Annotated in this window: 23 protein-coding genes; all 23 read right to left on the bottom strand. The window is 48.8% G+C overall.

Features of this window, described 5'->3' with window-relative positions; genetic code table 11:
* Positions 1-245: 245 nt before the first annotated feature.
* Positions 246-1,565, bottom strand: coding sequence for a UDP-N-acetylglucosamine 1-carboxyvinyltransferase (gene murA, locus FTX54_RS15440; protein ID WP_147802769.1), 1,320 nt, complete (start codon positions 1,563-1,565; stop codon positions 246-248).
* A gap of 177 nt (positions 1,566-1,742) precedes the next feature.
* The gene (locus FTX54_RS15445; RefSeq protein ID WP_147802768.1) at positions 1,743-1,976 is read right to left on the bottom strand and encodes a DUF1146 family protein; all 234 of its coding nucleotides are present in this window, start codon (positions 1,974-1,976) and stop codon (positions 1,743-1,745) included.
* Between the two features lie 1,341 nt (positions 1,977-3,317).
* A complete protein-coding gene (locus FTX54_RS15450) occupies positions 3,318-3,710 on the bottom strand; it encodes a F0F1 ATP synthase subunit epsilon (protein WP_422387440.1) in 393 nt (130 codons plus the stop codon).
* Positions 3,711-3,828: 118 nt separating this feature from the next.
* Entirely contained in the window at positions 3,829-5,241 is a 1,413-nt protein-coding gene (gene atpD, locus FTX54_RS15455) for a F0F1 ATP synthase subunit beta (RefSeq protein WP_147802766.1), read from the bottom strand.
* Positions 5,242-5,267: 26 nt separating this feature from the next.
* The gene (atpG, locus tag FTX54_RS15460; RefSeq protein ID WP_147802765.1) at positions 5,268-6,164 is read right to left on the bottom strand and encodes an ATP synthase F1 subunit gamma; all 897 of its coding nucleotides are present in this window, start codon (positions 6,162-6,164) and stop codon (positions 5,268-5,270) included.
* A 61-nt stretch (positions 6,165-6,225) separates the two neighbouring features.
* A complete protein-coding gene (gene atpA / locus FTX54_RS15465) occupies positions 6,226-7,731 on the bottom strand; it encodes a F0F1 ATP synthase subunit alpha (RefSeq protein WP_147802764.1) in 1,506 nt (501 codons plus the stop codon).
* Positions 7,732-7,742: 11 nt separating this feature from the next.
* Positions 7,743-8,294, bottom strand: coding sequence for a F0F1 ATP synthase subunit delta (locus tag FTX54_RS15470; protein WP_147802763.1), 552 nt, complete (start codon positions 8,292-8,294; stop codon positions 7,743-7,745).
* Entirely contained in the window at positions 8,291-8,788 is a 498-nt protein-coding gene (gene atpF, locus FTX54_RS15475; protein WP_147802762.1) for a F0F1 ATP synthase subunit B, read from the bottom strand. The genes FTX54_RS15470 and atpF overlap by 4 nt, the downstream gene beginning before the upstream one ends.
* 125 nt (positions 8,789-8,913) lie before the next feature.
* The gene (atpE, locus tag FTX54_RS15480; protein ID WP_147802761.1) at positions 8,914-9,141 is read right to left on the bottom strand and encodes a F0F1 ATP synthase subunit C; all 228 of its coding nucleotides are present in this window, start codon (positions 9,139-9,141) and stop codon (positions 8,914-8,916) included.
* 82 nt (positions 9,142-9,223) lie between these two features.
* The gene (gene atpB / locus FTX54_RS15485; protein ID WP_147802760.1) at positions 9,224-9,949 is read right to left on the bottom strand and encodes a F0F1 ATP synthase subunit A; all 726 of its coding nucleotides are present in this window, start codon (positions 9,947-9,949) and stop codon (positions 9,224-9,226) included.
* Positions 9,950-10,005: 56 nt separating this feature from the next.
* Positions 10,006-10,377 (bottom strand): ATP synthase subunit I, encoded by a 372-nt coding sequence (locus tag FTX54_RS15490; RefSeq protein ID WP_147802759.1) that lies wholly within the window; start codon positions 10,375-10,377, stop codon positions 10,006-10,008.
* The gene (locus FTX54_RS15495; protein WP_147802758.1) at positions 10,361-10,612 is read right to left on the bottom strand and encodes an AtpZ/AtpI family protein; all 252 of its coding nucleotides are present in this window, start codon (positions 10,610-10,612) and stop codon (positions 10,361-10,363) included. Before FTX54_RS15495 ends, FTX54_RS15490 begins: the two co-directional genes overlap by 17 nt.
* Positions 10,613-11,434: 822 nt before the next feature.
* Entirely contained in the window at positions 11,435-12,577 is a 1,143-nt protein-coding gene (wecB, locus tag FTX54_RS15500; RefSeq protein WP_147802757.1) for a non-hydrolyzing UDP-N-acetylglucosamine 2-epimerase, read from the bottom strand.
* A 246-nt stretch (positions 12,578-12,823) separates the two neighbouring features.
* Positions 12,824-13,453, bottom strand: coding sequence for a uracil phosphoribosyltransferase (upp, locus tag FTX54_RS15505; RefSeq protein WP_147802756.1), 630 nt, complete (start codon positions 13,451-13,453; stop codon positions 12,824-12,826).
* Positions 13,454-13,669: 216 nt separating this feature from the next.
* Positions 13,670-14,935 (bottom strand): serine hydroxymethyltransferase, encoded by a 1,266-nt coding sequence (gene glyA, locus FTX54_RS15510; protein ID WP_147802755.1) that lies wholly within the window; start codon positions 14,933-14,935, stop codon positions 13,670-13,672.
* Between the two features lie 396 nt (positions 14,936-15,331).
* Positions 15,332-16,042, bottom strand: coding sequence for an ABC transporter permease (locus tag FTX54_RS15515; RefSeq protein WP_147802754.1), 711 nt, complete (start codon positions 16,040-16,042; stop codon positions 15,332-15,334).
* Positions 16,039-16,893: an ABC transporter ATP-binding protein gene (locus tag FTX54_RS15520; RefSeq protein ID WP_147802753.1), complete on the bottom strand. Its 855-nt coding sequence runs from the start codon at positions 16,891-16,893 to the stop codon at positions 16,039-16,041. Before FTX54_RS15520 ends, FTX54_RS15515 begins: the two co-directional genes overlap by 4 nt.
* A 122-nt stretch (positions 16,894-17,015) precedes the next feature.
* On the bottom strand, positions 17,016-17,969 hold the full coding sequence (locus tag FTX54_RS15525) for a LytTR family transcriptional regulator DNA-binding domain-containing protein (protein WP_147802752.1): 954 nt from the start codon (positions 17,967-17,969) through the stop codon (positions 17,016-17,018).
* Between the two features lie 283 nt (positions 17,970-18,252).
* On the bottom strand, positions 18,253-18,993 hold the full coding sequence (fabG, locus tag FTX54_RS15530) for a 3-oxoacyl-[acyl-carrier-protein] reductase (protein ID WP_147802751.1): 741 nt from the start codon (positions 18,991-18,993) through the stop codon (positions 18,253-18,255).
* Positions 18,994-19,228: 235 nt separating this feature from the next.
* Entirely contained in the window at positions 19,229-20,518 is a 1,290-nt protein-coding gene (locus tag FTX54_RS15535; RefSeq protein WP_147802750.1) for a GntP family permease, read from the bottom strand.
* A gap of 27 nt (positions 20,519-20,545) precedes the next feature.
* On the bottom strand, positions 20,546-22,117 hold the full coding sequence (locus FTX54_RS15540; protein ID WP_147802749.1) for an acyl CoA:acetate/3-ketoacid CoA transferase: 1,572 nt from the start codon (positions 22,115-22,117) through the stop codon (positions 20,546-20,548).
* A gap of 996 nt (positions 22,118-23,113) precedes the next feature.
* Positions 23,114-25,150, bottom strand: coding sequence for a sigma 54-interacting transcriptional regulator (locus tag FTX54_RS15545; protein ID WP_147802747.1), 2,037 nt, complete (start codon positions 25,148-25,150; stop codon positions 23,114-23,116).
* Between the two features lie 137 nt (positions 25,151-25,287).
* Positions 25,288-26,472 carry an acetyl-CoA C-acetyltransferase gene (locus FTX54_RS15550; protein ID WP_147802746.1) on the bottom strand — a complete coding sequence of 395 codons (1,185 nt, stop codon included), beginning with the start codon at positions 26,470-26,472 and terminating at the stop codon, positions 25,288-25,290.
* Positions 26,473-26,503: the final 31 nt, after the last annotated feature.

A 26,503-nucleotide genomic window follows, 5' to 3' on the forward strand; every position in this document is an offset into this window, starting at 1 on the left:
GTCTTTTGTTAAATAACAGAAGCAAGTACTCTAAATTCAGTTCTTCAATAATCCAACGATCCAATTTTATTTTATAAGAATTGTTCTGTTTGTTTCACTCTTTTTCTGGCTATACAATAAAATATGTTATTTCTCTTCGAATAAAAAACGTTCATGACCGTGGTTTTGAAGGGGTAATTTCCCGGGGAATAATAAAACCCCCTGCCCGGAATGGACAGGAGGTTTGAATAATAGCATGAAGCCGTTTATGCAAAATTAGAGTTATACGTTTTTTCTTTTGCTGTTGATGGTTCATCCTGCTCTTCTTCGTTTACACGTTCGATATTTGCTCCGAGTGCGAGCAGTTTTTCGGTGAAGTCTACGTAGCCGCGGTCAATGTGTTTAAGTTCAGTAACGCGGGTGTACCCATCTGCTACGAGTCCTGTCAGTACAAGAGCGGCTCCTGCACGAAGGTCGGTCGATGCTACTTCTGCTCCCTGGAGCTTAACCGGTCCGTTGACTATCGAGGTTCTTCCTTCAATTTTAATATCCGCGTTCATGCGGCGGAATTCTTCTACGTGCATAAACCGGTTTTCAAAGACGGTTTCTGTAATGACGCTGTTTCCTTCAGCAATCAGCATAAGGGCCATCATCTGCGACTGCATATCGGTTGGGAAACCTGGATGAGGCATCGTTTTAATATCGACAGCTTTCATCTTCTCCGGCCCGATGACACGGAGTCCTGTGCCTTCTTCTTCAATATGAATACCCATTTCCGTCATTTTTGCGATAACCGGACGCAGGTGTTCGGGAAGGACATTTTCAATAAGAACATTTCCGCCGGTGATAGCAGCCGCAGCCATAAATGTACCTGCTTCGACGCGGTCTGGAATAATGGTATGATCCGCTGCGGTCAGTTCTTCCACTCCGTCAATACGGATCGTGCCTGTGCCTGCTCCGCGGACTTTGGCGCCCATCGCGTTCAAGTACGTAGCGAGGCAGACAATTTCCGGCTCTTCCGCAGCGTTTTCTATTACGGTTCTGCCTTCTGCCATCGAGGCTGCCATCATGATGTTTTCAGTGGCGCCGACACTTGGGAAGTCGAGATAAACTTTGCCTCCCTGAAGGCGTCCGTCGACTTTAGCTTCAATGTACCCGTTGCCGATCTCTACTGTCGCGCCCATCGCTTCAAAGCCTTTTAAGTGCTGATCAATGGGACGGGAACCGATGGCACATCCGCCCGGAAGCGCGATCCGCGCATGACCCACGCGTGCCAGAAGCGGCCCCATAACGAGGAAAGAAGCGCGCATTTTGCGGACAAATTCAAATGGTGCTTCTGTTGCGAGCGGCTTTTCCGCATTAATTTTAAGATGGTTCGTTCCATCGTACTCCACATCGGCGAAAAGATTGCGAAGAACTTCGCTGATGGTGTAAACATCAGCCAGAGGCGGTACGTCGTAAATGTTACTCGTTCCTTTACTTGCTAGAATAGATGCGGTAATGACCGGTAATACAGCGTTTTTTGCGCCTTCAATGCGCACGCTTCCGCTGAGCGGACGGCCTCCGCGAACAATAATTTTTTCCAATATATTCCCCTCCGTGTCCAGATGCCTGCGCAGCTGGTAATCGTAAAAGTCGATTTCGTATTTTGTCTAAGATTTTTAAAAAGCGTCATTTGTTACAGCGAACGTTTTGTATTGGTAAAGCACCGTACATAATCAGGTCCCTTCAGGCGGACCCACATGTACCTTCCGTGCTTGCCGCTAAAATAAATAGCGGAGCGATGTAGACCAGTTCAAGTAGTTCAGCAGAAATCCGGTAACGAGATGCGTAAGTGCAAGCGTTGTTAACACCATCAGCGCCTTTGCTTTGATACCTTCAGGATCTTTAACAAAAACGTCGAAGCGAAAGGATTGTACACACCACCAGACGACCACTAAGACCATGAGACTGATCATGATGTTAAATAGTGACTGCTGACCAATGGAATCCATCATGCTACCCCTCCGTACGTTTCTGCTCTTTCTCTACTGTGAAAATACTCGATTTTAAGCACAACCATAATCTTAACTAAAATCCAAAGCCAAAGCTACCTCTAATTAGCACAAATCTACGGAAAATGGTAGTTCTTTCGTATGATTTTTGAGATTACGTCCTTTTTTCCCTTTTTTCACTACAAAGATAATCAGCGGCAAAAAAACTTCTTATTTCTTATTATTCACAAAAACAGATAAAAATAATCTTCTTTTTACGAAAATGTTAAAAAATGTGTAATACAAGGATTTCATCTTCTGCCTCTTTTTGCAAACTCATTTTCCTTACTTAAAAAGGGTCAACCTCGCCTATGTACTTCAGGTCTTTCATTATTACAGTCGCTGCCGCCTTCGAAAAGTTACACATTGAATAAGGAAATTGTTGATGTGGTCATAATATGAGGTAAAAATATTCTGTATATTTACAGGTTATAGGAATTAATAGAAAAATGGTATGTGTCAATCTGCCTATTTTATAGAAAAAATATACAAGAATGAGGAAGGTATCCGCATCTTTTTCAGGTCTTAAGACTTTTGTTCCTCTCATAATTTCCAAAAGAAATTAGTTCGAAAAGCTCTGCCCTCGGCTGGTGTAGTTATAAATGCGCGCCGCTGGCTTTCATTGTTGAGTTGGGTGGGATAGAGGAGCGGGGGCTGAATTAATAAAACTTCACGCCGAAATAACAGAACCTGTGCTTCAATTAACAGAACTACACGAAATAAACAGAACTATCCGCCGGTTTAAGAAGACCGGGGGCTGAATTAAAAGAACTTTTTTCCGAATTAACAGAACCGAAGCAGCAATTATAAGAACCGTCCCACCCTACCGAGAGAAGGAAAGATCAGTTGAGGCCGTCCCACCCGGAAGGCGCCCCCATAAAGAGGCTGTATCCAGAGAAACGGAAACGAAAAATAGTGGTCAACATATAGTAGATATTCTATTTCAAGGGAGACTTTTGATTTACTCCACATTAAGAGCATTTTACTCATCAACATCAGAGATTAACTCATTTTTCAGGGGGATTTACTATCATTAGTCGCGTTTACTCTCAAATGGGAAGGCTTAACTGATTTTAATGATCGCATATTGACGTTAATTCATCGTTTCACCATCCGAATTCATCATTCTACCCACCACACCCACCACCCCTCAAACAACGAAAAGCAGCTTCTGCCTGGAATTGCGAACGTATGGGGCGACGTGATCACGACTTTATCCCAGCAGGTTACCATCAGAATAAGGATCCATTAAATTGCCGCTGGAACAATAAAAAAAATCCCGCCTGAATACAGACGGAATCGTAATTAGTTCTGGGCAACTTCCAGCCGGTTTACGGCTCGTTTTAAGGCGAGCTCGGCCCGGTGGAAATCTATATTATCTCTTTTCGCTTCTTCTAAACGCCGCTCGGCCCGTTCTTTTGCAGCCCGCGCACGCGTGACGTCGATATCTGATGGCAGCTCGGCAGATTCTGCAAGAATGTTCACTTCATCCTGGCGCACTTCCATGAAGCCGCCGCTTAGTGCGATGAGGTGGACATTGTTTTCCTGCTTCAGTCGAATCGCACCGATGGCCAGCGGTGTGACGAGGGGCAGGTGGTTGGGTAGAATTCCCAGCTCACCGGTAATCGTCTTGACGCTTACCATATTGACTTGTGCTTCAAAAACGCTGCCGTCAGGTGTGACGACATTTGTCTGCATCGTCTTCACCGGTCACCCTCCTTATCGAAAGGATGCGTCCTTCCGCTTCTTGAAAGCGGAAAGAGGATCACTTTTTATGTGTTGCGTAAAAGCAGGAGGCACGAGGCCTCCGCTTTTCTTATGACATCTGCTTCGCTTTTTCTGTAACGGCTTCGATCTGGCCGACAAGACGGAACGCGTCTTCCGGTACATCGTCGTGCTTACCGTCAAGAATTTCGCGGAAGCCTTTGATCGTTTCTTTAACTGGAACGTAAGAACCTTTCTGTCCTGTGAACTGCTCCGCTACGTGGAAGTTCTGGGACAGGAAGAACTGGATACGCCGCGCACGGCTTACGGTAAGCTTGTCTTCTTCTGAAAGCTCGTCCATACCAAGGATCGCGATGATGTCCTGAAGTTCTTTATACTTCTGCAGCGTAACCTGAACTTCCCGTGATACAGCGTAGTGCTCCTCGCCGACAATTTCCGGGGAAAGCGCGCGGGACGTGGAACCAAGCGGATCCACCGCAGGGTAGATACCCATTTCAGAAAGTTTACGTTCGAGGTTCGTTGTTGCATCCAGGTGGGCGAACGTTGTTGCCGGAGCCGGGTCTGTGTAGTCATCGGCTGGTACATAGATCGCCTGAATGGAAGTAACGGAACCTTTCTTCGTAGACGTGATACGCTCCTGCAGCTGACCCATCTCTGTGGAAAGAGTCGGCTGATAACCTACCGCGGACGGCATACGTCCGAGAAGGGCGGATACTTCCATACCTGCCTGAGTAAAACGGAAGATATTGTCGATAAAGAGCAGTACGTCTGCACCTTTAACGTCACGGAAGTGCTCTGCCATCGTAAGACCGGTAAGTGCTACACGCATACGCGCTCCAGGCGGCTCGTTCATCTGGCCGAAAACCATGGCCGTTTTTGTGATAACGCCGGAGTCCTTCATTTCAAAGTAAAGGTCGTTTCCTTCACGTGTACGCTCGCCAACACCGGCGAATACGGAAATACCGCCGTGCTCCTGAGCGATGTTGTTGATCAGTTCCTGGATCAGAACCGTTTTCCCTACTCCGGCACCGCCGAAGAGGCCGATTTTACCACCTTTTACGTAAGGGGCAAGCAGGTCAACAACTTTGATACCTGTTTCGAGGATCTCTGTTGTCGTCTGCAGCTGATCGTATTCCGGTGCTTCGCGGTGAATCGGGTTACGCTCAACGTCCGCTGCGATCGGCTCGTCAAGGTCAATGTTCTCCCCGAGTACGTTGAAGACGCGGCCGAGTGTGGCGTCGCCGACCGGTACAGAAATTGGGCTCCCTGTATCGAGTACTTCCGTTCCGCGTACAAGTCCGTCCGTTGAGGACATTGCGACTGTGCGGACCGTGTCGTCGCCAAGGTGAAGGGCTACTTCAAGCGTAAGCTCAATGTCCACTTCCCCCTGCGTCTTCGCTTTTGTGGAAACTGTAATTGCGTTATAAATATGCGGCAGGTGGCCGCGTTCAAATTGAACGTCTACGACCGGACCTGTTACCTGTGTGACGCGTCCTTTGTTCATCGTCTTTCCTCCTCCACAATTGCTGACTAGCTTTGTGCTGCGGCTCCGCCGACGATCTCGTTGATTTCCTGAGTGATAGCTGCCTGGCGGGCACGGTTATAACTGAGTGTAAGTTCGCCGATTCGATTGTCTGCATTGTCCGTTGCGGAACGCATGGCAGACATTCTTGCTCCGAATTCACTCGCTTTCGCATCGAGCAGCGACCCGTAAATCAAGGTTTCTGCATAGTGCGGAAGGAGCTTTTCAAGAATCGTATCCGGATCGGGCTCGTATAGATAATCGAGCCGCGGCTTCGCTTCCTGCTTGACTTCTTCCTGCTTCTTTTCTGCTTCCTCGGCAAGGCCTGTCAGCGGCAGAAGCTTGGCTTCTGTCACTTCCTGGCTGATTGCACTGAGAAAGTGGTTGAAGTGGATGTACACTTTGTCAAAAACTTCATCCGCATACATCTGTACAGTCGTCTGAGCGATATTTTTAATATCGTTGTAATCCGGCTGGTCGTTAATGCCGACGATTTCCTGAATAATCGGCATGTCGCGCTTCTTAAAGAAATCGCGTCCGATTTTACCGATGACAACGATACCGTACTCATCCTGGGAACTGTGGCGTTCCTGGATCAGCTTGTACGTTTCACGGAGCAGTCCGCTGTTGTAAGCGCCGCAGAGTCCGCGGTCCGAGGTGATGACGATATAGCCCGTCTTCCTGATCTCTTCGCGCTCTTCCATCATCGGGTGACTGATGTCCCCTGTTCCCTGGGCAATGCTTTCTACAACTTCACGGATTTTACGGATATACGGCTGGAATGCTTCGGTTTTACCCTGAGCGCGGTTGAGCTTTGCAGCAGAAACCATTTCCATCGCTTTTGTAATCTGTTTTGTTTTCTTCGTGGAACCAATTCGCGTTTTAATCTCTTTAAGAGATGCCAACGTTCTTCACCACCTTTGCTCCGAAAGCAGGGGCGTGCTGCCCGCTGCTCTGCTGTTGGTCTTAGCTAGCCTGAAAAGACTTTTTGAACTCTTCAATTGCCCCGTTCATCGCTGATTCGTCTGCAAGTTTACCGGAATCTTTGATCTGGGAAAGAAGATCTTTGCTGTTATGCTCAAGGAACGTATATAGTTCTGCTTCAAAACGTTTAACGTCTTCTACTTCAATGTCGTCAAGATGACCTTTCGTCAGTGCGAAGAGGATAAATACCTGCTTCTCTACTGCAAGCGGCTGGTGTAAGCCCTGCTTGAGCACTTCCACTGTTCTTGCACCGCGGTCGAGCTTCGCTTTTGTGGAAGCATCGAGGTCGGAACCGAACTGTGTGAAGGCTTCCAGCTCGCGGTAGGACGCAAGGTCGAGACGGAGGGTACCTGCAACTTTTTTCATCGCTTTGATCTGTGCGGAACCGCCGACCCGGGATACGGAAAGACCCGCATCAATGGCCGGACGGACGCCGGAGAAGAAGAGATCCGACTGCAGGAAGATCTGTCCGTCTGTGATGGAAATAACGTTCGTCGGGATGTAGGCCCCGATGTCGCCTGCCTGCGTTTCGATAAACGGCAGGGCAGTCAGTGATCCTGCTCCTAAATCGTCATTCAGCTTCGCTGCACGCTCAAGAAGGCGGGAGTGAAGGTAGAATACGTCACCAGGGAATGCTTCACGACCTGGAGGACGACGGAGAAGAAGGGAGAGCTCACGGTAGGCAGCTGCCTGCTTCGTCAGGTCATCATAGATGACGAGAACGTGCTTGCCGTTGTACATGAATTCTTCCCCCATGGATACACCGGCATATGGTGCAAGGTAAAGGAGCGGTGCCGGCTGGGAAGCACTTGCTGTAACGACGATCGTATAATCAAGCGCACCGTGCTGGCGGAGTGTTTCCACAACACCTGCTACCGTGGACTCTTTCTGTCCGATCGCCACGTAAATACAGATCATGTCTTCTTCTTTCTGATTAATGATCGTATCCATTGCAATCGCTGTTTTACCCGTCTGGCGGTCCCCGATGATAAGCTCACGCTGGCCGCGGCCGATCGGAATAAGTGAGTCGATTGCTTTTACGCCTGTCTGAACCGGCTCATGAACCGATTTACGATCCATAACGCCTGGAGCTCCGCCTTCAATTGGGCGGGTTTTTGTTGTGCCTACGGCGCCTTTGCCGTCAAGCGGCTGGCCGAGCGGGTTGACGACGCGTCCGAGAAGTTCATCTCCGACTGGTACTTCCATGATTCGTCCCGTACGCTTTACTTCGTCACCTTCACGAATTTCCACATATGGTCCGAGGATAATAATACCTACGTTGTTTTCTTCCAGATTCTGCGCCATTCCCATGACGCCGTTAGAGAATTCAAGCAGCTCTCCGGCCATGACGTTTTCCAGGCCGTGTGCTACTGCGATTCCGTCCCCTACACGGATGACGGTACCGACATCATTTACTTCCATTTCTGTTTCATAGCCTTCGATTTGCTGCTTTAACAGCGAGCTGATTTCATCGGCTCTGATGCTCATATCGTTCACCCCTATCTGCTGATCCCTTCAGTCATTCGTTTATGAATTCGTTCGAGCTGAGTAGCGACAGTGCCATCATACACGGTATCTCCAATACGGACTCTGAGCCCGCCGATGACGTCTTTATCAACAATGTTGTCTATAAGAAGCTTCGTTTTGCCTGCTCTTCTGGAAAATACTGCTGCGACCGCTTCCTTCTCGGCCTCTCCCAACGGTTTGGCGGAGTAGACAGTCGCTTCGGCTGTGCCCTTCTCTTCGTAAGTCAGCGATTTGAAGTTATCTGCGATGACCGCAAACAACGTCTCGCGCTTGTTATCGATAAGAAGCTGAAGCAGGTTTACTACGGGCTTGCTTACTTTTGGTAAAAACGCATTTCTGATAATATCCTTCTTCCGGGTTTCCGTCATCCGCGGGTGCCGGAACACTTCGTCAAGAAGGTTCGTGTTCTCCATTACCTGTAACACCGTTTCGAGATCTTCAAGCGTCTGGTCGAGCGTTCCATGCTCCTGCGCCGTCTGAAACAGCGCCTTTGCATAGCGGAAGCCTACTGGATGCTTTCTCATAGGTCTCCGCCCACTTCTTTAAGCGTCTCCTGGATAAGCTTTTCCTGCTCGTGTTCATCCAGTTCTTTTTCGATCACTTTCGCCGCTACAAGAACGGATAATGTGGAAACTTGTTCACGAAGCGCGGAGATTGCCTGTGCTTTTTCCGTGTTGATTTCCTGCTTGGCATTTTCTTTCAGACGCTCGGACTCCTGCCGGGCACTTTTCACGATTTCTGCCGCCTGCTGTTCACTCATCTTCTTCGAGTTTTCGACGATTTCCTTCGCTTCTACGCGTGCCTGCTGAATCGCTTCACGCTGTTCTTTCAGGTACTGTTCTGATTCGTCGCGGTTTTTTTCCGCTGATGAAATCTGTTCAGCAATGTGCTGCTCGCGTTTTTCCATCATGTTCATGACCGGACCGAACGCGTATTTCTTCAAAAGTAGTAAAAGAACGAAGAATGCCGCTATCTGATAGAGCGCATTCAGCCATTCTATTTCATTAATATCAAACAACAGGGTCGCCTCCTTTGTGCAGAACTTCTGTTAGGAAAAGCGAACCCGGAGCAATCCGGGCACACTTTCGTACATAAGGAATGGCGAAGCGTGTAATAATACGACCTCCGCCATGAAATTTGTCGTTACATGTTACCCAGTAGTAAAAAGGAAAGTACGATTGCGAAAATCGGAAGTGCCTCTACAAGTGGTACACCAATGAACATGATTGTCTGAAGCGGACCGCGAAGTTCCGGCTGACGAGTAACGCCCTGAAGTGTGTTGGCGATTACGAGGGCTACCCCGATACCTCCACCGATTGCTGCCAATCCTGCTGCTAGACCAATACCAATACCAATTAAACCTACATCCATTATGAAAATCCTCCTTCGATAATATCGTTTTACAAATTTATTAAGAATACGCTCTCAGTGAGAGCTATTATTCACGAGATGATTAGTGCTCTTCGTTAACTTTGTGTGCCATATAAACCATCGTCAGCATACAGAAAATGAAAGCCTGCAGCGTACCGATGAAAAGACTGAACGCCTGAAATACAATGAGTGGCAAAAATGCTCCAAACACCCAGAATAAACTTGATGTACCAAGGCCTACCAACAGGACGAGAATAACTTCCTTCGCGTAAATGTTGGCGAAAAGCCGCATACCGAGTGTAAGCGTGTTGGAAAACTCCTCGATGAGCTTAAACGGTGCCAGAAACCATACAGGACGGAAATAATCTTTCCCGTATTCTTTCGGCCCTTTCATCTTAATTCCATAGACGTGAGTCAACACGATAACAAACAGGGCCAGAGAAAGAGTTAACACAGGATTTGACGTCGGCGAGTTCCACCATACATAGTGTTCTCCCCCCGTTGCCAGCTCAAACGGCACTCCCATCATGTTCGCTACGAAAACGTACAAAATCAGGGTAATACCGAGCATGAAAAAGCTCTTTCCTTTTTCCCAGTCCATCGTACTGCTTACGACATTTTTGATAAACTGCACCAGGTACTCAAGCGCGTTCTGCGCCCCGGTCGGGTACATCTGGATCTTTCTTGCCATAAATGTACAGACGAAGAAGACGATAGCCATCGCAACCGTAATAAGGATAAGGTTGGGAATGTTAACTGTCATCCATGGAATACCGAATAAATCGACCTTTAAAAATTGAGTATCCAATCGTAAATTCACCTCTCTTTGATGCATTACAGACTAATCCAGTTGTAGAAGATACGCTACTGCAAATGCTTAATGTGGAAAATAGGATCAATAAGAAGGATGACGTACGTAACTGCAAGTCCTGCAATCACACCTGTCATATCGAAATACTGGGGAAAAGCCTGGGCAATGAACAGAGCGGCGACTACGATGAGAAGCCTCCCAAGGGTACCGATGGAAAACCGGTATTTGCGGGTTCTCTGCATTTCCATGATCCGCTTCGTTTGAAAATATGTACTCACAAAATTCAGTAAACTAAAAGCGGTTCCAAAGGCCATTCCTAAGAAAAACGTGGAAATCGATGTGATTACGGCGAGGAGCAGAAGCAGCACGATGATGATGCCGGTGTAAATAGAATAGCGTCTGGCAAGTTCACTCATCGATGTCATTTTCGCCCTCCGTAAACTTCGTTACTGCGGAATAGATTCCATACATTGCTGCGCCGAGACCGGCAAGCAGAACAAGAAGCAGGAATATTCCATTCGTACCGAAATACTGATCCAGCCATCTGCCGCCGAATACGCCTAACAATATTGCTCCTATAATATAGGAAGAAATTGTCGTCATCAGCGCAAAAGCCCGCATAATTGGTTGATAAGGAGGCTGTTGTGACTTTTTTGACATGCCGCATAACTCCTTACTCACAATTAGACTGGTTCATCCGATACCTTTGTAATCGTACAACATGACCCCTATCATGTCAATACGATGAAAACGGAAACAACGCCCGTGAAATCGCAGTTTTTCACGAGGATTATTTTCCTTTTTCCTCCCTCTTATTACCAAGTTCTTTCCTATGTACATTTATCATTATACATAAGTTTGTGAAAAATGTCTGTTATAATCTGTGAGAATTAAATATGAATTTTTTGTGAAGAATTTGACTAAATTCAGGGGGGATCTTTCGTGCTGGATGAATATATCTTCCTATCTAAAATTGGTATATCAACTTAAAGCATGTGCCGCTGATCTACATTTATTTCCCAGCCATATAAAGTGAGCTCCTTTTATTCATTTCCGCCTCTGTGAACGGCGGATGCAGCGGGGAGTTGAAGGGGGTGGGGTGGGGATTCTGCCATTACCTCTCCTAATTATGCCACTAACCGCATTTTTTCCGCCTCTTCTCGGAGTATTTCTTCCACTTCTTCCGATATTTCCGCCACTACCCTGTTATTCTGCCACTTCTCTCTGTTATTCTGCCACTTCCCGCCCTTTCCTCCGTGCCGAGGGAAGGGGAAAATAAGACTGTTTAAGAAGCCGTTCGATGTATCGCTGCAGATAACTTTCCGCAGGCGAATCAATTTTTCATTCTTTTTCCCGAAACCTTAAGTCGGCAGCGTCCGGCGAAAGCTGAGAGCCATCCGGAAATCAACAGGACATGCTTTAATATAACTGCTTCAAAAAAAGCTGTCCGGACAGTTGTCCGAACAGCTTGTTCCTCGGTTATTATACTTCAAATGCCTTCGGACGGTCGGTGCGGAGTCCGTAAAAGTAGCGGATGGCTTCGATGATGCGCTTGGAAGCTTCTCCGTCACCGTAGGGGTTGGAGGCTTTTGACATAGCTTTGTAGGCCGTTTCATCGCTGAGGAGCGTGGATGCATCATGATAAATATCTTCCTCTTCCGTTCCGGAAAGCTTCAGCGTACCGGCAGCAATTCCTTCCGGACGCTCCGTCGTGTCACGCAGCACGAGCACAGGCACGCCGAGAGAAGGCGCTTCCTCCTGAACACCGCCGGAGTCGGTAAGAATGATATGCGCCCGTGACGCAAAGTTATGAAAGTCGCGGACGCCGAGCGGGTCAATCAGCTGGATGCGGTCATCGTCTCCGAGAATCTCATCGGCCAGTTCCCGGACGACCGGGTTTAAATGGACCGGATAGATGACCTGGACGTCTTCGTATTCCGTCACGATCCGCTTGATTGCACGGAACATATTGCGCATCGGTTCACCAAGGTTTTCGCGGCGGTGGGCGGTCACGAGCAGAAGGCGGTCGTTACCTAGCTTTTCGAGAACGCTGCTCTCGTATTCGTCGGTGACGGTTGTTTTCAGGGCATCAATCGCCGTGTTGCCGGTGACAAATATTCCGTCTTCCTGCTTATTTTCATTGAGGAGATTTTCTGCGGCTTTTACTGTCGGGGCAAAATGCAGGTCACTGATGACCCCTGTCAGCTGACGATTCATTTCTTCTGGAAACGGAGAGTATTTATCCCACGTCCGGAGACCCGCTTCGACGTGTCCGACGGCAATCTGGTTGTAGTATGCAGCAAGGCTTGCGACAAAGGTCGTCGTCGTGTCTCCGTGTACGAGCACCATATCCGGCTGGAGGCGTTTCATCGCTTCATCGAGTCCTTCCATTGCTCTCGTTGTGACGTCGGTGAGCGTCTGGCGTGCCTGCATGATGTTTAAGTCTTCATCGGGCGTTACCCCGAATATTTCCAGAACCTGATCGAGCATTTCGCGGTGCTGACCGGTTACGGTTACTATCGATTCAATTTCTTCATGTTTTTCCATTTCGAGTACGAGCGGGCACATTTTTATCGCTTCCGGCCGTGTCCCGAAAATGGTCATGATCTTTTTACGCTCTGGCATCTCGTCACTTCCTTTTCCTTTCATAGTAAACTAAGGTCTATTTTACCAGAAAAGCGGCAGGTTATGTGCGCTGTTTAATTTGGCTCCGCCCCTCATGTTCCCGATTTGCCGGTACCAAAACTCCGTTATAACGCCCGCATCTCAGTTCCGTGCCCGTGAAGGAGCAGTTTTTCCCGGTCAGTCACCCCTCTATCGTTTAAAGGCGCCATGACCATATGTGGTCATGACGCCTTTCTTTTTCCGAGATTACCTTGTGCCGAAGAGACGGTCGCCGGCATCGCCGAGACCAGGCACAATGTAGCCTTTTTCATTCAGTTTTTCATCCAGGGCGGCAAGATAAATGTCGACGTCCGGATGAGCTTTCTGTACGGCTTCCACACCCTCAGGTGCGGCAACGAGACACATGAGCTTGATGTTTACCGCGCCGCGCTTTTTCATAACGTTGATCGCTTCTATGGCGGATCCCCCTGTAGCAAGCATCGGATCGACGACGATAAAGTCCCGTTCGCCTGTGTCGCTTGGCAGTTTAACGTAGTATTCTACCGGTGTGAGTGTGTCCGGATCCCGGTAAAGTCCGACATGTCCAACTTTCGCTGCCGGAATAAGTTCGAGCATTCCGTCGACCATTCCGAGTCCCGCACGCAGAATCGGAACAATTCCAAGTTTCTTCCCTGCAATCGTGTTACAGGACGCTTCTGCGACCGGGGTCTGAACTTTCACTTCCTGCAGCTGCAGTTCGCGGGTAATTTCAAAAGCCATCAGACCGGCTATTTCGTTCGTCAGTTCGCGGAACTCTTTCGTCCCGGTATCCTTGTTGCGGAGATAAGAAAGTTTATGTTGAATTAACGGATGATCGAATACGTACACTTTTGCCATAGCAACCACGCTCCTCTAGTTCTAATATCCTTTGGGTATTCTACCCGACTTCGCTCTGCGAATCAAGCTCCTTCCGGAAGAAAACCGTTTCCGCCCGAGCGGAAAAAAGCACTCTCCACAGAACAATGGCGGCATGACAAATCGCGTCATGCCGCCATATAGAGTCCGTGGACTTCTCATATGGAAGTCCGCTCCCTCGTTTCCTTTTAACTATTTTTACAAATCTTCGTACATAGGATGGGCACTCGTGAGGGAAGCTACACGCTTCGCTGCATCCTCCAGTACCGCTTCGTTTTCATGGTCTTTCAGAACAGCTGCGATAATGCTGCCTACTTCTGTAAGATCCTTTTCTACAAAACCGCGGGAAGTTACCGCTGCTGTTCCGATACGGATGCCGCTCGTGACGAACGGGCTTTCCGGATCAAACGGGATCGCGTTTTTATTTGTAGTCACTCCAACTTCATCCAGCGCTTTTTCCGCTGCTTTTCCTGTCAGGTTAAGCCCGCGCAGGTCAAGCAGGACGAGATGGTTATCCGTACCGCCGGAAACGAGATCAATGCCGTTGGCAACGAGAGACTTGCCGAGTGCCTCTGCGTTCAGGCGTACCTGCTTGGAATACGTTTTAAAGTCATCCTGAAGCACTTCACCGAACGAGACGGCCTTGGCGCTGATGACGTGCATGAGAGGTCCGCCCTGCAGGCCCGGGAAGATTGCTTTATCGATCTTTTTGCCATACTCTTCTTTTGTAAGAATCATTCCGCCGCGCGGTCCGCGGAGCGTTTTGTGGGTCGTCGTTGTCACAAAATCAGAATAAGGGACGGGATTCATGTGTTCTCCTGCTGCAACAAGCCCGGCGATATGCGCCATATCGACCATCAGGTAGGCGCCGACTTCATCCGCAATTTCCCGGAAAATCTTAAAATCAATTTCACGCGGGTAGGCGCTTGCTCCTGCGACGATCATTTTCGGCTTGTGCTCATGAGCCATTTCACGGACCGTTTCGTAGTTGATCCGGCCGGTTTCTTTTTCCACTCCATAACCGACAAACTCGTACTGCCTGCCGCTGAAGTTGACCGGGCTTCCGTGCGTTAAGTGGCCGCCGTGGTTCAGGTCCATTCCGAGCACTTTGTCGCCGTGCTCGAGAAACGCAAAGTAAACAGCCATATTCGCCTGGGCACCGGAGTGCGGCTGGACGTTGACATGCTCCGCTCCAAAAATCTTTTTCGCACGGTCCCGGGCGATATTCTCTACTGTATCAACATGCTCACAGCCGCCGTAATAACGTTTTGCCGGGTAGCCTTCTGCATATTTGTTTGTCAGCACAGAACCCTGCGCCTCCATGACAGCTTTTGACACAAAGTTCTCTGACGCGATCAGCTCAATGTTATCCTGCTGGCGCTTTTTTTCCAGTTCCATTGCCGCAAAAACTTCCTGATCCTGTGCCTTCACATTGCTTAAAGCCTGTTTATCAATCGTTGTCATTTAAGTGGACCCTCCCTAAGCTGTTTGAAAATTGCCTCATATGCTCTATATTTTAACGCGTCTCTCTCAAATAAGCAAAGGAATTTGCACTTGTCAGACAAATGATTGCGTTACCATTTCGCATTTTCTGATATTTTTCCGGTTTTCCACGTATATTTACGGTTTTACTCACATGAAAAACGAATGTTTATGATGTTTCATCGTCCGAATGTTCACTTCAAAGAATCTTTCTTGTGCCTGCCTGAATCAATTTCACGAAGTCGTGATAAGAAAGGCCTTTCCAAATGTGGGGAATGCTTTCCGAGGGACTCATTTCCAGCCCCGCCGGAACCGCCGTTTTCCGCTTCCATCACCTGACTTTATAATAGTATGAAACGAATTTGGCTGGTTGTTTATTTATGCCGAGTGCTGCTGCTTTCGATAAACGAGAACGACAGCTGTGACGGCAGCGAAAATCCAGCCTGTGAGAATGAGCATGCTGCTCCCCGCTTCCTGCCATCCGCCTCCAGCGGCGGCTTCCACTGCGAGCAGCTCCATCTGGAAATTCGGGAGATAATCCAGCACGTAGAGAAATTCGTATCCGCTGAAAAATTCAGTGAACGTGTTCCCCATCCCGAACAATAATATTACCGGCACAATGACGACGGATGTTTCAATGAGGGATCTTGTGACAAGGCCGAGCAGGGTACCGAAAGCGAGAAAGAAAATTAAACCCAGCCCGAGAGCAGAATAGACGATTACCGGATTAACCGGCTCGTATCCTACAATCCGGATACAAATCAGCATCGTAACAATCGTAATCAGCGCAGAAACAAGGCTTTTCCCGATAAGAATTTCTGACGTGGAAGCAGGAGACATCATTAATCCACGCAGCGTATTCTTTTCTTTTTCTTCTGAAAGCAGAGCGGCCTGTACAAAGACAGCAATCGAAGTGAAGGTAAGGTTAATAACCAGAAAGTATACTTGCACGGGGACGTCTTCTCCTCTTCCGAACAAAAAGGCAAACAGGAAAGGCATCACTACAGTCGAAAGTACGAACATGTTTTTCGATAAATCTTTTAAATCCTTCATAAACAGCGCATGTACTCTGGCTAACGAGAAAGTCATATTAATTCCCTCCCTGTGATGTCGACAAAAATATCTCCGAGTGTCGGCTCGTTTGAATAGACGGCGGTAACGCGGTCTGTTTCAAGCAGAGAAGCAGCTCTTCCTGCCCCGGACTTCCCCTGGTTAATAACATATGTTTTCCCGTCATCGAGCTGTATCGTAAACGTGTTATCTGAGTATTTCCGCCGCAGACTGCGGGGCTGTTCCATTTCCTTTACGGCTCCGTCATGAAGAAAAGCTACCCGGTTACAGAGTGTTTCTGCTTCCTCCATATCATGAGTGGTCAGGAAGATAGTCGTACCTCGTTGATTTAACTGTCTCAACCCTTCGTGAATCCACCGCTGACTGGCAGGATCGAGCGAGGCAGTAGGTTCATCAAGAAACAACAGTTCAGGTTCGTGCAGCAGCGCCCGTGCGAGAATGACACGCTGGGTCATTCCTTTGGAAAGCTTTGAAACCGGCTTTCTAAGCTCCTCGTTTAAATCAACCAATGACAGCACTTCTTCAATTTTTTCTTTCGGTTGAGGCACATCGTATAACGACGTATAAAGCTTGAGATTTTCGTATATGGACAGGCGGTCATACAGGCCGCTGCTGTCCGTCATAACGCCGATATGCTTCAAGTGGGAAGTATGGTTCAGCTGTTTCGGGCCTTTCCCCATCACAGAGACTTCCCCGGACGTCGGCAGAATCTGCCCGGTAAGAATCTTTATCGTCGTTGTTTTGCCGGCCCCGCTCGGACCTAAAAACCCGAAAATTTCTCCTTTTTTCACGTCAAAGCTCATCCCGTCCAATGATTTATTCCCATCGAAACTTTTCGTGAGCTCGTGGACTGAAATAATATTTTCCATTTCTCTCTCCTCCTTTAAGATCTGCCTTCATCGTATAGGCGGAGAGAATGTTTTTCATTATTAATACGGTGAATGGAGACGTCCGGGTGCTGAATGGAGTTATTTCAGCCCGATCATCTCCCTTAACTGTTCCATTTTATTTTTGGAAAGCGGCACAATCTGCTTTCCTGCATCGTCCAGGTGATGACTTCCCGGACTTTTTGAAGATTAACAATATAAGAGCGGTGGCAGCGGAAAAACCCGTACGTCTGCAGCTTGCTTTCCAGCTCATTCAGCGTAAAGCCGCACGGAAAAGATTCATTATTAATAAAAAGCAGCACCTTTCCGTCCTGGCTTTCAATATAATCAATTTCCGGCGGGTCAAATAAAATCATTTTGTCGTTGACTTTAGCTGGAATTTTCGTAAATACAAAAGCATTCCCCTCCGCAGCACTTTCCCCATCCGCGGAGTCCTCCATATTCACTGTATTAACCGTTGTTTCGGTAATGCGGAAAACGAGATCAGAAGCTGTAAGGGCGGTTTCCATGTTGCTCGTCAGCATGAGCAGTACTTTGTTTTCTTTTTTCCATTTCATAAGCAGCGCAAGAATAATTTTCTTTGATTCAATGTCCAGATTCTGATCCCACTCTTCCAGTACGATGGCAGCGGGATTTTGAAAAAGGATCAGGCAGCACTGGACCCGCTTCTGTTCCGAGTAAGTCAGATCCTTGATCCTCGTTTTCTGTTTTGTGTTCAGATGCAGAAGGCCTGCAGCAGCTTCAACGGAGAGGCTGCTCTGGTAAAGCCGTTTCCAGAAGACGAGGCATTCTTTTATCGTCAGACGTTCGTAGTGGCCGAAGTCCAAAAAGAAAAAGCCGATTTCCGGGAGCGGGCTCCCGCTCGTCAGCTGATGTTTGTTCAAATAGACAGCGCCTGGACTTGTCGTTTCTTCTCCTGTCAGATAAGAAAGAAGCTGCTTCTGGGCGTCCATACCCGCGTGCAGGGCGACCATTTCCGAAGGAAGCACATAAAAGCTGCAGAGAGGCAGCACAGGCGTATTATTTTTATACTTTTCAATCTGTTGGAAAAAGAGCATGATTAAAAAACCTCCACGTTCTGAATCGCTGCTGATTTCATCATACAACAATCAAACGCGGAGGAACATTCTTCCTTTTATGTGCGGAACCTGTTTTTTATTGGGCTCCAAATCCGGCAGCGTTCTGTAAATGGATCTTTGTCCTTCTCACGAAAGTTTTAACTTCCGGCATTGAAAAAAAGCGCTGCACGTCTCTTCCTGTAAAAGAAGAGCCGCAGCGCTTTTTATCTTTCGTGCCTGCATTATTCAAAATGAAGCTTTCCAGGCGGTGATCTGCGGAGGACTAGATGACTACTCCGCCGTCTACTGCGAGAATTTCTCCTGTAATAAAGCGCGCTTCCTTTGAAGCAAGGAAGAGGTAGGCATTGGCGATATCCTCGACGCTTGCGAGGTCTTTCAGCACGGCTTTTTCTTTCATCATCGTCAGCACTTTTTCGGGCATTTTTTCCGTCATCGGTGTATAAACGAAGCCGGGTGCGACGGCATTGACGCGGATGTTGAAGCGTCCGAGTTCTTTCGCCCACGTTTTTGTCATGCCATTCACGCCCCATTTTGTCGCCGCGTAGTTTGTCTGGCCGAAGTTGCCATAGGTGCCGACGACAGAAGAAGCATTTAAAATGACGCCGGATTCCTGTTCCTTCATTACTTTTGCCGCAGCCTGGGAGACGTTGAAAACTCCTTTTAAATTGACGTCGATGACGCGGTCCCACTGGTCTTCTTCCATTTTCAACAGCTGAGCGTCTGCCGTAATGCCTGCATTGTTTACGACGATATCGACCCGGCCGAACGTTTCCTTCGCTTTATCGACGAGCGTGCGGACCGATTCCCGGTCGGTTACGTCAACCGTCTGGGCAATGGCCCGCCCGCCGTTGTTTTCTATTTCCTGCGAAACTTCGTTAATATCTTCCTCGTTAATATCGGCAACCGCTACTGCCGCTCCTTCACGTGCGAATGTCAGTGCTGTTTCTTTTCCTATTCCTCTGCCTGCTCCGGTGACAATTGCTGTTTTTCCTTCAAGTCTCATTATTGGTTCTCTCCTTTTTGAATGTTGGTTTTAAAAACTTAAACGCTGTTAAACATGCTGTATTGAGTAGTACAGGAAACTCCGCTCCAATTGACCTGCCGTGCAGGAAGTTTCAACGAAAGTAGAAATTAGAGCTGAGGCGATTTTTCAAGATGACTGAACCTCTGTCACAATGCGTTATGACGCTGCTGTGAATGGGGGCTGCGCCAAAGAAAGCGCAGCCGATTTCTTTCTTTTACAGCAGTCCAATGGCGTAGACGAGTATGGCTACACCGGCAGATAATACCGGAATAAGAGCTCCGACTACGAAAATGTCCTTGTAGGAATCGCGGTGGGTCATGCCTGTGATCGCAAGCAGTGTCAGCACGGCTCCGTTATGCGGGAGCACATCGAGCCCCCCGGAAGCAATCGATGCGATTCGGTGGAAAGCTTCCGGTGAAATGCCCGTTTCCAAAGCAATTTCATAGTAGCGTGATCCGAGCGCTTCGAGTGCAATGGTCATCCCGCCGGAAGCGGAACCTGTAGCACCGGCGAGCACATTGATCGCTACGGCCTGTGAAATCAGCGGGTTTCCGGGAACGCTCAGAACGAGCTGGGTAAGCCGGTCGAAACCTGGAACCGCCTGTACAACGGCCCCGAAACCGACCGCGGCACTCGTGTTGACAATGGCGATAACCGATCCGCTCGCTCCTCCGTTGATTGCCTGAGAGAACCCTCGGAATTTCTGTATGTTAAACAGCATAATCGCTGCAATACCAGTAAGGAGCGCTACGACAATATCCCAGCCGAACAGGTTAAGCGTTATAACGACCAGCGCCAGAGGTACGAGGGAAAGAAGAAAGTTGGGAATTTTATCTCCCATATCGTCACTGACAACCTTTTTATCTCTCGGCTCTGTGTACACTTCGCCGGCTGCACGGAGCTTTCCTTCTCTCCAGCGAAGATAGAGATAGCCTCCCACCGCCATAACGATGGCTGCGGAAATACCCATAATTGGGGCCGCCATGGCATCCGTTTCATAGTAACCGCGCGGGATAAGGTTTTGAATCTGCGGCGTACCCGGAATAGCAGTCATTGTAAACGTAAAGGCACCGAGAGCGACCGTCGGTGGAATAAGACGGCGCGGAATATCGGCGTCGCGGAACATTGTCAGTGCCAGTGGATAGACCGCAAAAACAACGACGAACAGACTGACACCTCCATAGGTTAGTACGGCGGCGGAAACGATCACTCCGAGAATCGCCCGTTTCGTGCCGATAACACTTGTTAAAGCCTGGGCGACGGCCTTTGCCATCCCTGTATCCTCCATCAGTTTACCGAAGATAGCCCCGAGCATAAATACCGGAAACCAGTCCCGGGCAAATCCTACAAAGCCGTCCATATACGTATTCGTATAGGCATCAAGCAGGTCCAGCCCGCCGGTTAAGGCGACGACACCAGCGGCGATCGGTGCTACCCAGATGATCGACCAGCCGAGGTAGGCAAGCCCCATTATTAATACGAGTCCTAAAAATATTCCTAGCATGTTGGTTTACTCCCTTCTGTACTGCTTTTAGTTGAAAACGGCGCTGCCATTTTCACTGTCGAGTCCCATTCTTTCTTCTTCAAAAATTCTCAGATCCATCGTTTTCAGTTCTTTCGAGATTACCGGTTTAAAATCCATATGGGCAAGAATGTCTTTTTCCAGATCAATTCCCGGAGCCGTTTCTGTTAAAATCAGTCCCTCGGGCCCAAGTTCAAAGACAGCTCTCTCTGTAACATACATAATCGGGCGTCCAAGTTCGGCTGCATACGTGCCGCTGAACGTCGTCTGTTCTACTTTGGAAACGAACTTTTTAAACTTTCCTTCCTGCAGAATATGCAGCTTCCCTCCGCTCACTTCCACTTTCAGACCACCTGCCGTAAAGGAGCCGCAGAAGACAACTTTCTGGGCATTCTGGGAAATATTAATGAATCCTCCTGCTCCGGTTACTTTCGTACCAAATTTACTCACGTTGACGTTTCCTTCTTCGTCGAGCTGGGCGAGGCCAAGAAAGGCAAGGTCGAGACCGCCTCCATCGTAAAAATCGAACTGGTAAGGCTGATCAATTATCGCGTCCGGATTCGTGGAAGCGCCAAAACTCAATCCTCCAGCCGGCAGACCGCCGATCGGGCCGGATTCCACCGTCAGACGCATCTGGTTGAGGACTCCTTCTTCACTGGCTACCGCCGCCACCCCTTCCGGCACGCCGATACCGAGATTGGTAATCGCGTTTGGAATCAATTCCATCGCCGAACGCCTCGCAATGATTTTTCTTTCATTTAACGGAAGAGGCGGAAGTTTGTCGAGCGACATTTTCACTTCTCCGGAGTAAGCGGGATTGTACTGCTCTGCGAACGTCTGCATATGATTTTCCTGCTTTGATTCCACGACGGCATCCACGAGGATACCGGGAACTTTCACCATCCGTGGATCAAGCGTTCCTTTTTCCACTACTTTCTCCACCTGCAGAAGTACAACGCCCCCGCTGTTCTTTGCTGCCTGGGCAATAGCAAGCACTTCCAGGCTGCCTGCTTCTTTTTCCATCGTTGCATTCCCGAATTCATCTGCATACGTTGCGCGGATCACAGCGACATTGATCGGAAACGTCTTATAAAATAAATATTCTCTTCCGCCGATTTCCGTCAGTTCCACCAGTTCTTCTTTTGTCACACTGTTAATTTTTCCGCCGTCCTTACGCGGATCTACGAACGTTCGAAGCCCTACGTGGGAAAGCGTCCCCGGTTTTCCGGAAGCAATATCGCGGAAAAGGTGGGTGATGACTCCCTGCGGCAGATTGTAAGCTTCTATTTTTTCTTCGATCGCCAGCTTTGACAATTTCGGGGCAAGTCCCCAGTGTCCTCCGACGACGCGGCCAACGAGCCCTTCATGACCGAGGTGGTTCAACCCTTTCTCTTTTCCGTCTCCCTGCCCGGCGGCATAAATGAGAGAAATATTGTTTGGAATGCCTTCTTTTAAATATCTTTCTTCCAATGCTTTTGTTAATTCTTCCGGATGGCCCGTACCGACGAATCCTCCGGTCGCGACCATGTGACCGCTTTCAATTTTGCTTACTGCTTCTTGAGCTGTCATAACTTTATTCATATTGGTCCTCCTTCAGCTTTCAGTGCTGCTTCTTTATATTTGCAAAATGCATGCCAACTTTATTGAAAACATCCTTGCTGAAATGACGGGCTTTTTTCTCTTTTTAAAGAAAACGCTTACACATTAAATGTACATTTTACAGGACACATCTCAGACACTTATTTCCTTTATGTTCGTTTTGATTAACAACATTCAGATTTCACGATTCATGTGTAAACCAAACGAGACACTTTTTCTTTAACATTGACTCTGTTAAAGCTCCGTGTTGTTTTTGGATTGCCTGCGGCTCTTTTTTCTTCGCTTGCCGCGGAGAAAGCCCTCAGCTCTCCCTCCCTGTCGTCCGGGAGGATCTTCCCGCTTTCTTTTTCCGCAGGCGTCTTGAAAAATCGCCTTGGCACTGGTAATTACCTTGGTATCTTCTTTATTCATTTTCTTTATTAGATTGCAGATCCTGCTCTGTCTTTTTATCGTAAGCTGAAGAGGACATGGGTCGGCTCCGGGGCGATCAAGGACGAGCCGAAGATCCATCCCGCCCGACCGCAGGGAGGAAGGGATTAGCTGAGGCCGGCCCGCCCGGAAAGCGTCCCCAAGGAAACGAAAGCGCACGTTCATCGATTCAATACTTTATTTTCAAGGCAGCCTCCTCATTAATAAAATCCCGGAGAATTTCCCCGGGATTTCGATATGCATATAAATTTCTGGATCGCTTTCTGTTCTTTTTATTAAAAGTTATGCCCATCTTTTACCTCGCTCATCAGCGAAAGATTTCTGCGGGGCTTTTCTTCAGCTATTCCTGTCAAAGCTCAGCTCCCCCAAAAAACCTTCTGATTTCGCTTTTTCCCGGAGAAATTGCCTTCGTCCGCTCCAAAAAGACGGATATGGATCAATGGCTTCTTTAGCATGCGTACCCGCTTCTATTTACAGAAGGCCGGCTCCATACAGCTTTTAAGCAGGTGTCCGGTATTTCAAACGGTTTTTTCAGCGGCCAATACGGAACTAATGGGGCTTAGCGATTTTTTCGTACAGCGCTGTGCGGCTGATACCGAGAAGCTTCGCTGCCTTTGATTTGTTTCCGTTCGTGTAGAGGAGCGCTTCGTTTACCGCTTTCTGTTCTGCTTCGAACAACGTTTCCGATAACACCCGCGGCTCTTTCACGTTTTTTTTTCGGAACAGTTTTGGAGGAAGATCCGAAGAAGAGATGCTTCTGCCGTTTTTCAGGACGTTAACCGTTCGTTCGATCACATTTTCAAGCTCCCTGGTATTCCCCGGCCAGCTGTAGCTGTGAAAGTATGGCATCGCTTCCGGATCCACCGATGGTACTGGTTTGCCAAGCCGCCCTGCCACTTTTCTAAGAAAATACGGAAGAAGGACGTCGATGTCTTCTTTTCTCGAGTGAAGCGGCGGGATTAGGATCGTGAAGACGTTGAGACGATAGTAGAGATCGAGGCGGAAATCACCGTCTTCAATCATCTGTTCCAGATCTCTGTTTGTAGCGGCAATCACGCGGATGTTTACCGGCTTCGCTCCCGTCGCTCCTATGCGTTCGATTTCTCTTTCCTGCAGCACCCGCAGCAGCTTCACCTGCATGTGGATCGGCAGTTCGCCTATTTCATCAAGAAAAATCGTCCCTCCTTCTGCGGCTTCGAATTTCCCTTTTTTACCTCCCCGTTTCGCTCCGGTAAACGAGCCTTCCACGTAGCCGAACAATTCGGACTCAATTAAATCCCGGGGGATCGCTGCGCAGTTAACTTTGACGAACGGTCCCGGCGAACGCACACCGGCGTTATGAATGGCGTGCGCAAACAGCTCTTTCCCTGTACCGCTCTCTCCCTGCAGGAGCACGTTCGAGTCGGTCTCCGCCGCCTGCCGCGCCAGGTGCTTCGTCTTTTCCCACGTCCGGCTTCTGCCGATCAGCTGTTCAAACTGATATTTGGCGCGGTTCGTTTCCTGCCACTCCCCCCGGTAGGTAGCAAGCTCTTTCTCAAGGTTTTCTATTCTATGTTTAAGCGCTTTGAAGCCGCCGAGATTTTTAAAGAGGACTTTTCCTACCGCTCCTTCAAGCTTTCCTTCCCTGTAAATCGGCAGACGGTTCGCTACCATGTAGTCCCCTTTGATTTTCTGGATGTCCGCAATTTCCGGCTTCCCTGTTTCCGCTACGATGTGCATCCGGGTATTCTCAATCACTTCCGTTACATGTTTCCCGACGAGCTCGTCCTGGGAAAGGCCGATGAAATCCGCGTATTCTTTGTTAACCATCGTTATAACGCCTCCGCGGTCGACCATAATAATTCCGTCGTGCGAAAGCTCAATGACCATTTCCATCTGTTCCGCCCGCTCTTTCCAGCCTTCTCCGTCCGCGGGAACCGACGTCTGTTCAGCGGGAAGCAGGCGCACGGCCGTATAGGCTCTGCCTTTCACCGTTAAACGGTCCACCCGCAGCCGGAAAGGTCTGCCGTCGACATCAAGACGGCTGTTGTTTCCTGAATCATGCAGCAGTTCGGTAATCTCGTTATAAAAGGAGAGATCTTCGAGTTGTGAAAGGTCAGCGGGAAACAAACGGCTGTCTGTCTTCCATTTCACCCGACCGGATTTGTCGGCAATCACCATCACTTCGCTGTCGCAGGCAGACACCGCTTTAAACAACGCTTCCGTTTCATTTACGACAACTTCCGTTTTTTCAAGCCAGTCCACTGCATAGACGATGCCCTGCAGTTTTTTATCGGCGTCGATTACCGGGAGGCAGGGAGGCTCCCATTTCCAGTAGATGGACGGAGTGTCTTCTGCTTTCAGCATACGCGGGAACCGCTCCATCATATCGGCGACGACCGTTTCGGGTGGCAGCCCTTTCATCATCGCTGTCATCAGGGAATCGGTGGAGACGTAGCCCGTCACTTCTTCGTTTTCATTTAAAACCGGGGCAGCATCATCCTGCATATGGTACATTTTGGCGGCTGCTTCCTGAATGCTTTCAGCTTCCTGAAGTGTCATCCGCGGTCTGCGCATAACTTCTTCTGCCGGGACACGGTCAAACATCTGGATGCTCCTTTCGCTCCTTCGTTATATCACACGCGCCCGATCAAAAGGCCCGTACAGGCCGCTTCTGATCGAGCGCAGGTGCAGAATATTTTCAAAATATTATCGTTGGCGGGGGATACCGTCCGGAATGTTTATTAAGGACGATTGACGAGGAGTGCTGTCCCCTGGCCGCCTCCGATACAGAGCGTAGCGAGACCTTTTTTCACATCGCGCCGCTTCATTTCGTAAAGGAGGGTTGTCAGAACACGTGCTCCGGACGCCCCGATAGGATGTCCGATCGCAATGGCTCCTCCATTGACGTTAACTTTATTCGTATCGAGCTGAAGATCTTTCGTAACGGAAAGAGACTGGGCTGCAAAAGCTTCGTTTGCTTCAATCAGATCGAGATCATTCACGCTCCATCCGGCACGGTCGAGCGCCTGTTTCGTAGCCGGTACCGGACCGTATCCCATAATATCCGGATCGAGCGCGGCGTTTCCGTACGCACTGATTTCAGCAATCGGCGTCAGTCCAAGTTCGTTCGCTTTTTCTTCTGACATAACGACGAGCATCGCTGCGCCGTCATTAATTCCTGAAGCATTTCCGGCTGTCACGGTACCGCCTTCTTTCTGAAAAGCCGGACGCAGTTTCGCAAGTTTTTCCATCGTCATGCCATGCTTAGGATATTCATCTTCTGAAACGATAACCGGTTCTTTTTTCCGCTGTGGAATTTCCACTGGAACAATCTCTTCTGTGAACCGCCCTTCCTTCTGAGCTGCTTCGGCACGCTGCTGGCTCTGCAGGGCGAACGCATCCTGGTCTTCGCGGCTGATGTTCCAGCGGCTTGCGATGTTTTCAGCTGTATTCCCCATATGAATAGGGTTGAAAGCGTCCATCAGGCCGTCGGTCAGCATCGTGTCGACAAGCTTTCCGTCACCCATACGCTGTCCCCAGCGGGCATTCGGCATGACGTAGGCGGCGTTGCTCATGCTTTCCGTTCCGCCTGCCAGAATAACGTCGGCATCACCTAGAGCAATAAACTGTGCTGCCATACTGACAGTTCTTAAGCCTGATCCGCAGAGTTTATTAATGGCTGTGGCCGGAGTTGTATGTGGAATCCCTGCCTGAACGGAGACCTGGCGCGCCACGTTCTGACCCAGGCCTGCGGAGAGGATATTTCCGATGTAAACGTCTTCAATTTGATCCGCGTTAATTCCGGCACGTTTAATTGCCTCTTTTGCTGCGATGGCACCAAGGTCCACTGCGGACTGGGAGGCGAGTGTTCCTCCAAAACTGCCGACCGGTGTGCGGGCGGCGCTGACGATAACTGCTTTTCTCATATATAATTCCTCCTTTATTGATTTCTCTCTT

It is taken from the genome of Alkalicoccus halolimnae (assembly GCF_008014775.2).
Taxonomy (GTDB): Bacteria; Bacillota; Bacilli; order Bacillales; family Salisediminibacteriaceae; genus Alkalicoccus; species Alkalicoccus halolimnae.

Coding starts and splice junctions, on each gene's coding strand:
- FTX54_RS15525 (WP_147802752.1), bottom strand. CDS start 17,969: ATGCTCTTTTTCCAACAGATTGAAAAGTATAAAAATAATACGCCTGTG.
- FTX54_RS15450 (WP_422387440.1), bottom strand. CDS start 3,710: ATGCAGACAAATGTCGTCACACCTGACGGCAGCGTTTTTGAAGCACAA.
- FTX54_RS15470 (WP_147802763.1), bottom strand. CDS start 8,294: ATGAGAAAGCATCCAGTAGGCTTCCGCTATGCAAAGGCGCTGTTTCAG.
- FTX54_RS15540 (WP_147802749.1), bottom strand. CDS start 22,117: ATGAATAAAGTTATGACAGCTCAAGAAGCAGTAAGCAAAATTGAAAGC.
- FTX54_RS15535 (WP_147802750.1), bottom strand. CDS start 20,518: ATGCTAGGAATATTTTTAGGACTCGTATTAATAATGGGGCTTGCCTAC.
- atpA (WP_147802764.1), bottom strand. CDS start 7,731: ATGAGCATCAGAGCCGATGAAATCAGCTCGCTGTTAAAGCAGCAAATC.
- upp (WP_147802756.1), bottom strand. CDS start 13,453: ATGGCAAAAGTGTACGTATTCGATCATCCGTTAATTCAACATAAACTT.
- wecB (WP_147802757.1), bottom strand. CDS start 12,577: ATGCCAGAGCGTAAAAAGATCATGACCATTTTCGGGACACGGCCGGAA.
- FTX54_RS15490 (WP_147802759.1), bottom strand. CDS start 10,377: ATGACATCGATGAGTGAACTTGCCAGACGCTATTCTATTTACACCGGC.
- FTX54_RS15495 (WP_147802758.1), bottom strand. CDS start 10,612: ATGTCAAAAAAGTCACAACAGCCTCCTTATCAACCAATTATGCGGGCT.
- atpE (WP_147802761.1), bottom strand. CDS start 9,141: ATGGATGTAGGTTTAATTGGTATTGGTATTGGTCTAGCAGCAGGATTG.
- FTX54_RS15520 (WP_147802753.1), bottom strand. CDS start 16,893: ATGGAAAATATTATTTCAGTCCACGAGCTCACGAAAAGTTTCGATGGG.
- FTX54_RS15515 (WP_147802754.1), bottom strand. CDS start 16,042: ATGACTTTCTCGTTAGCCAGAGTACATGCGCTGTTTATGAAGGATTTA.
- glyA (WP_147802755.1), bottom strand. CDS start 14,935: ATGACAACGATTGATAAACAGGCTTTAAGCAATGTGAAGGCACAGGAT.
- FTX54_RS15545 (WP_147802747.1), bottom strand. CDS start 25,150: ATGTTTGACCGTGTCCCGGCAGAAGAAGTTATGCGCAGACCGCGGATG.
- fabG (WP_147802751.1), bottom strand. CDS start 18,993: ATGAGACTTGAAGGAAAAACAGCAATTGTCACCGGAGCAGGCAGAGGA.
- atpD (WP_147802766.1), bottom strand. CDS start 5,241: ATGAACAAAGGACGCGTCACACAGGTAACAGGTCCGGTCGTAGACGTT.
- FTX54_RS15445 (WP_147802768.1), bottom strand. CDS start 1,976: ATGATGGATTCCATTGGTCAGCAGTCACTATTTAACATCATGATCAGT.
- FTX54_RS15550 (WP_147802746.1), bottom strand. CDS start 26,472: ATGAGAAAAGCAGTTATCGTCAGCGCCGCCCGCACACCGGTCGGCAGT.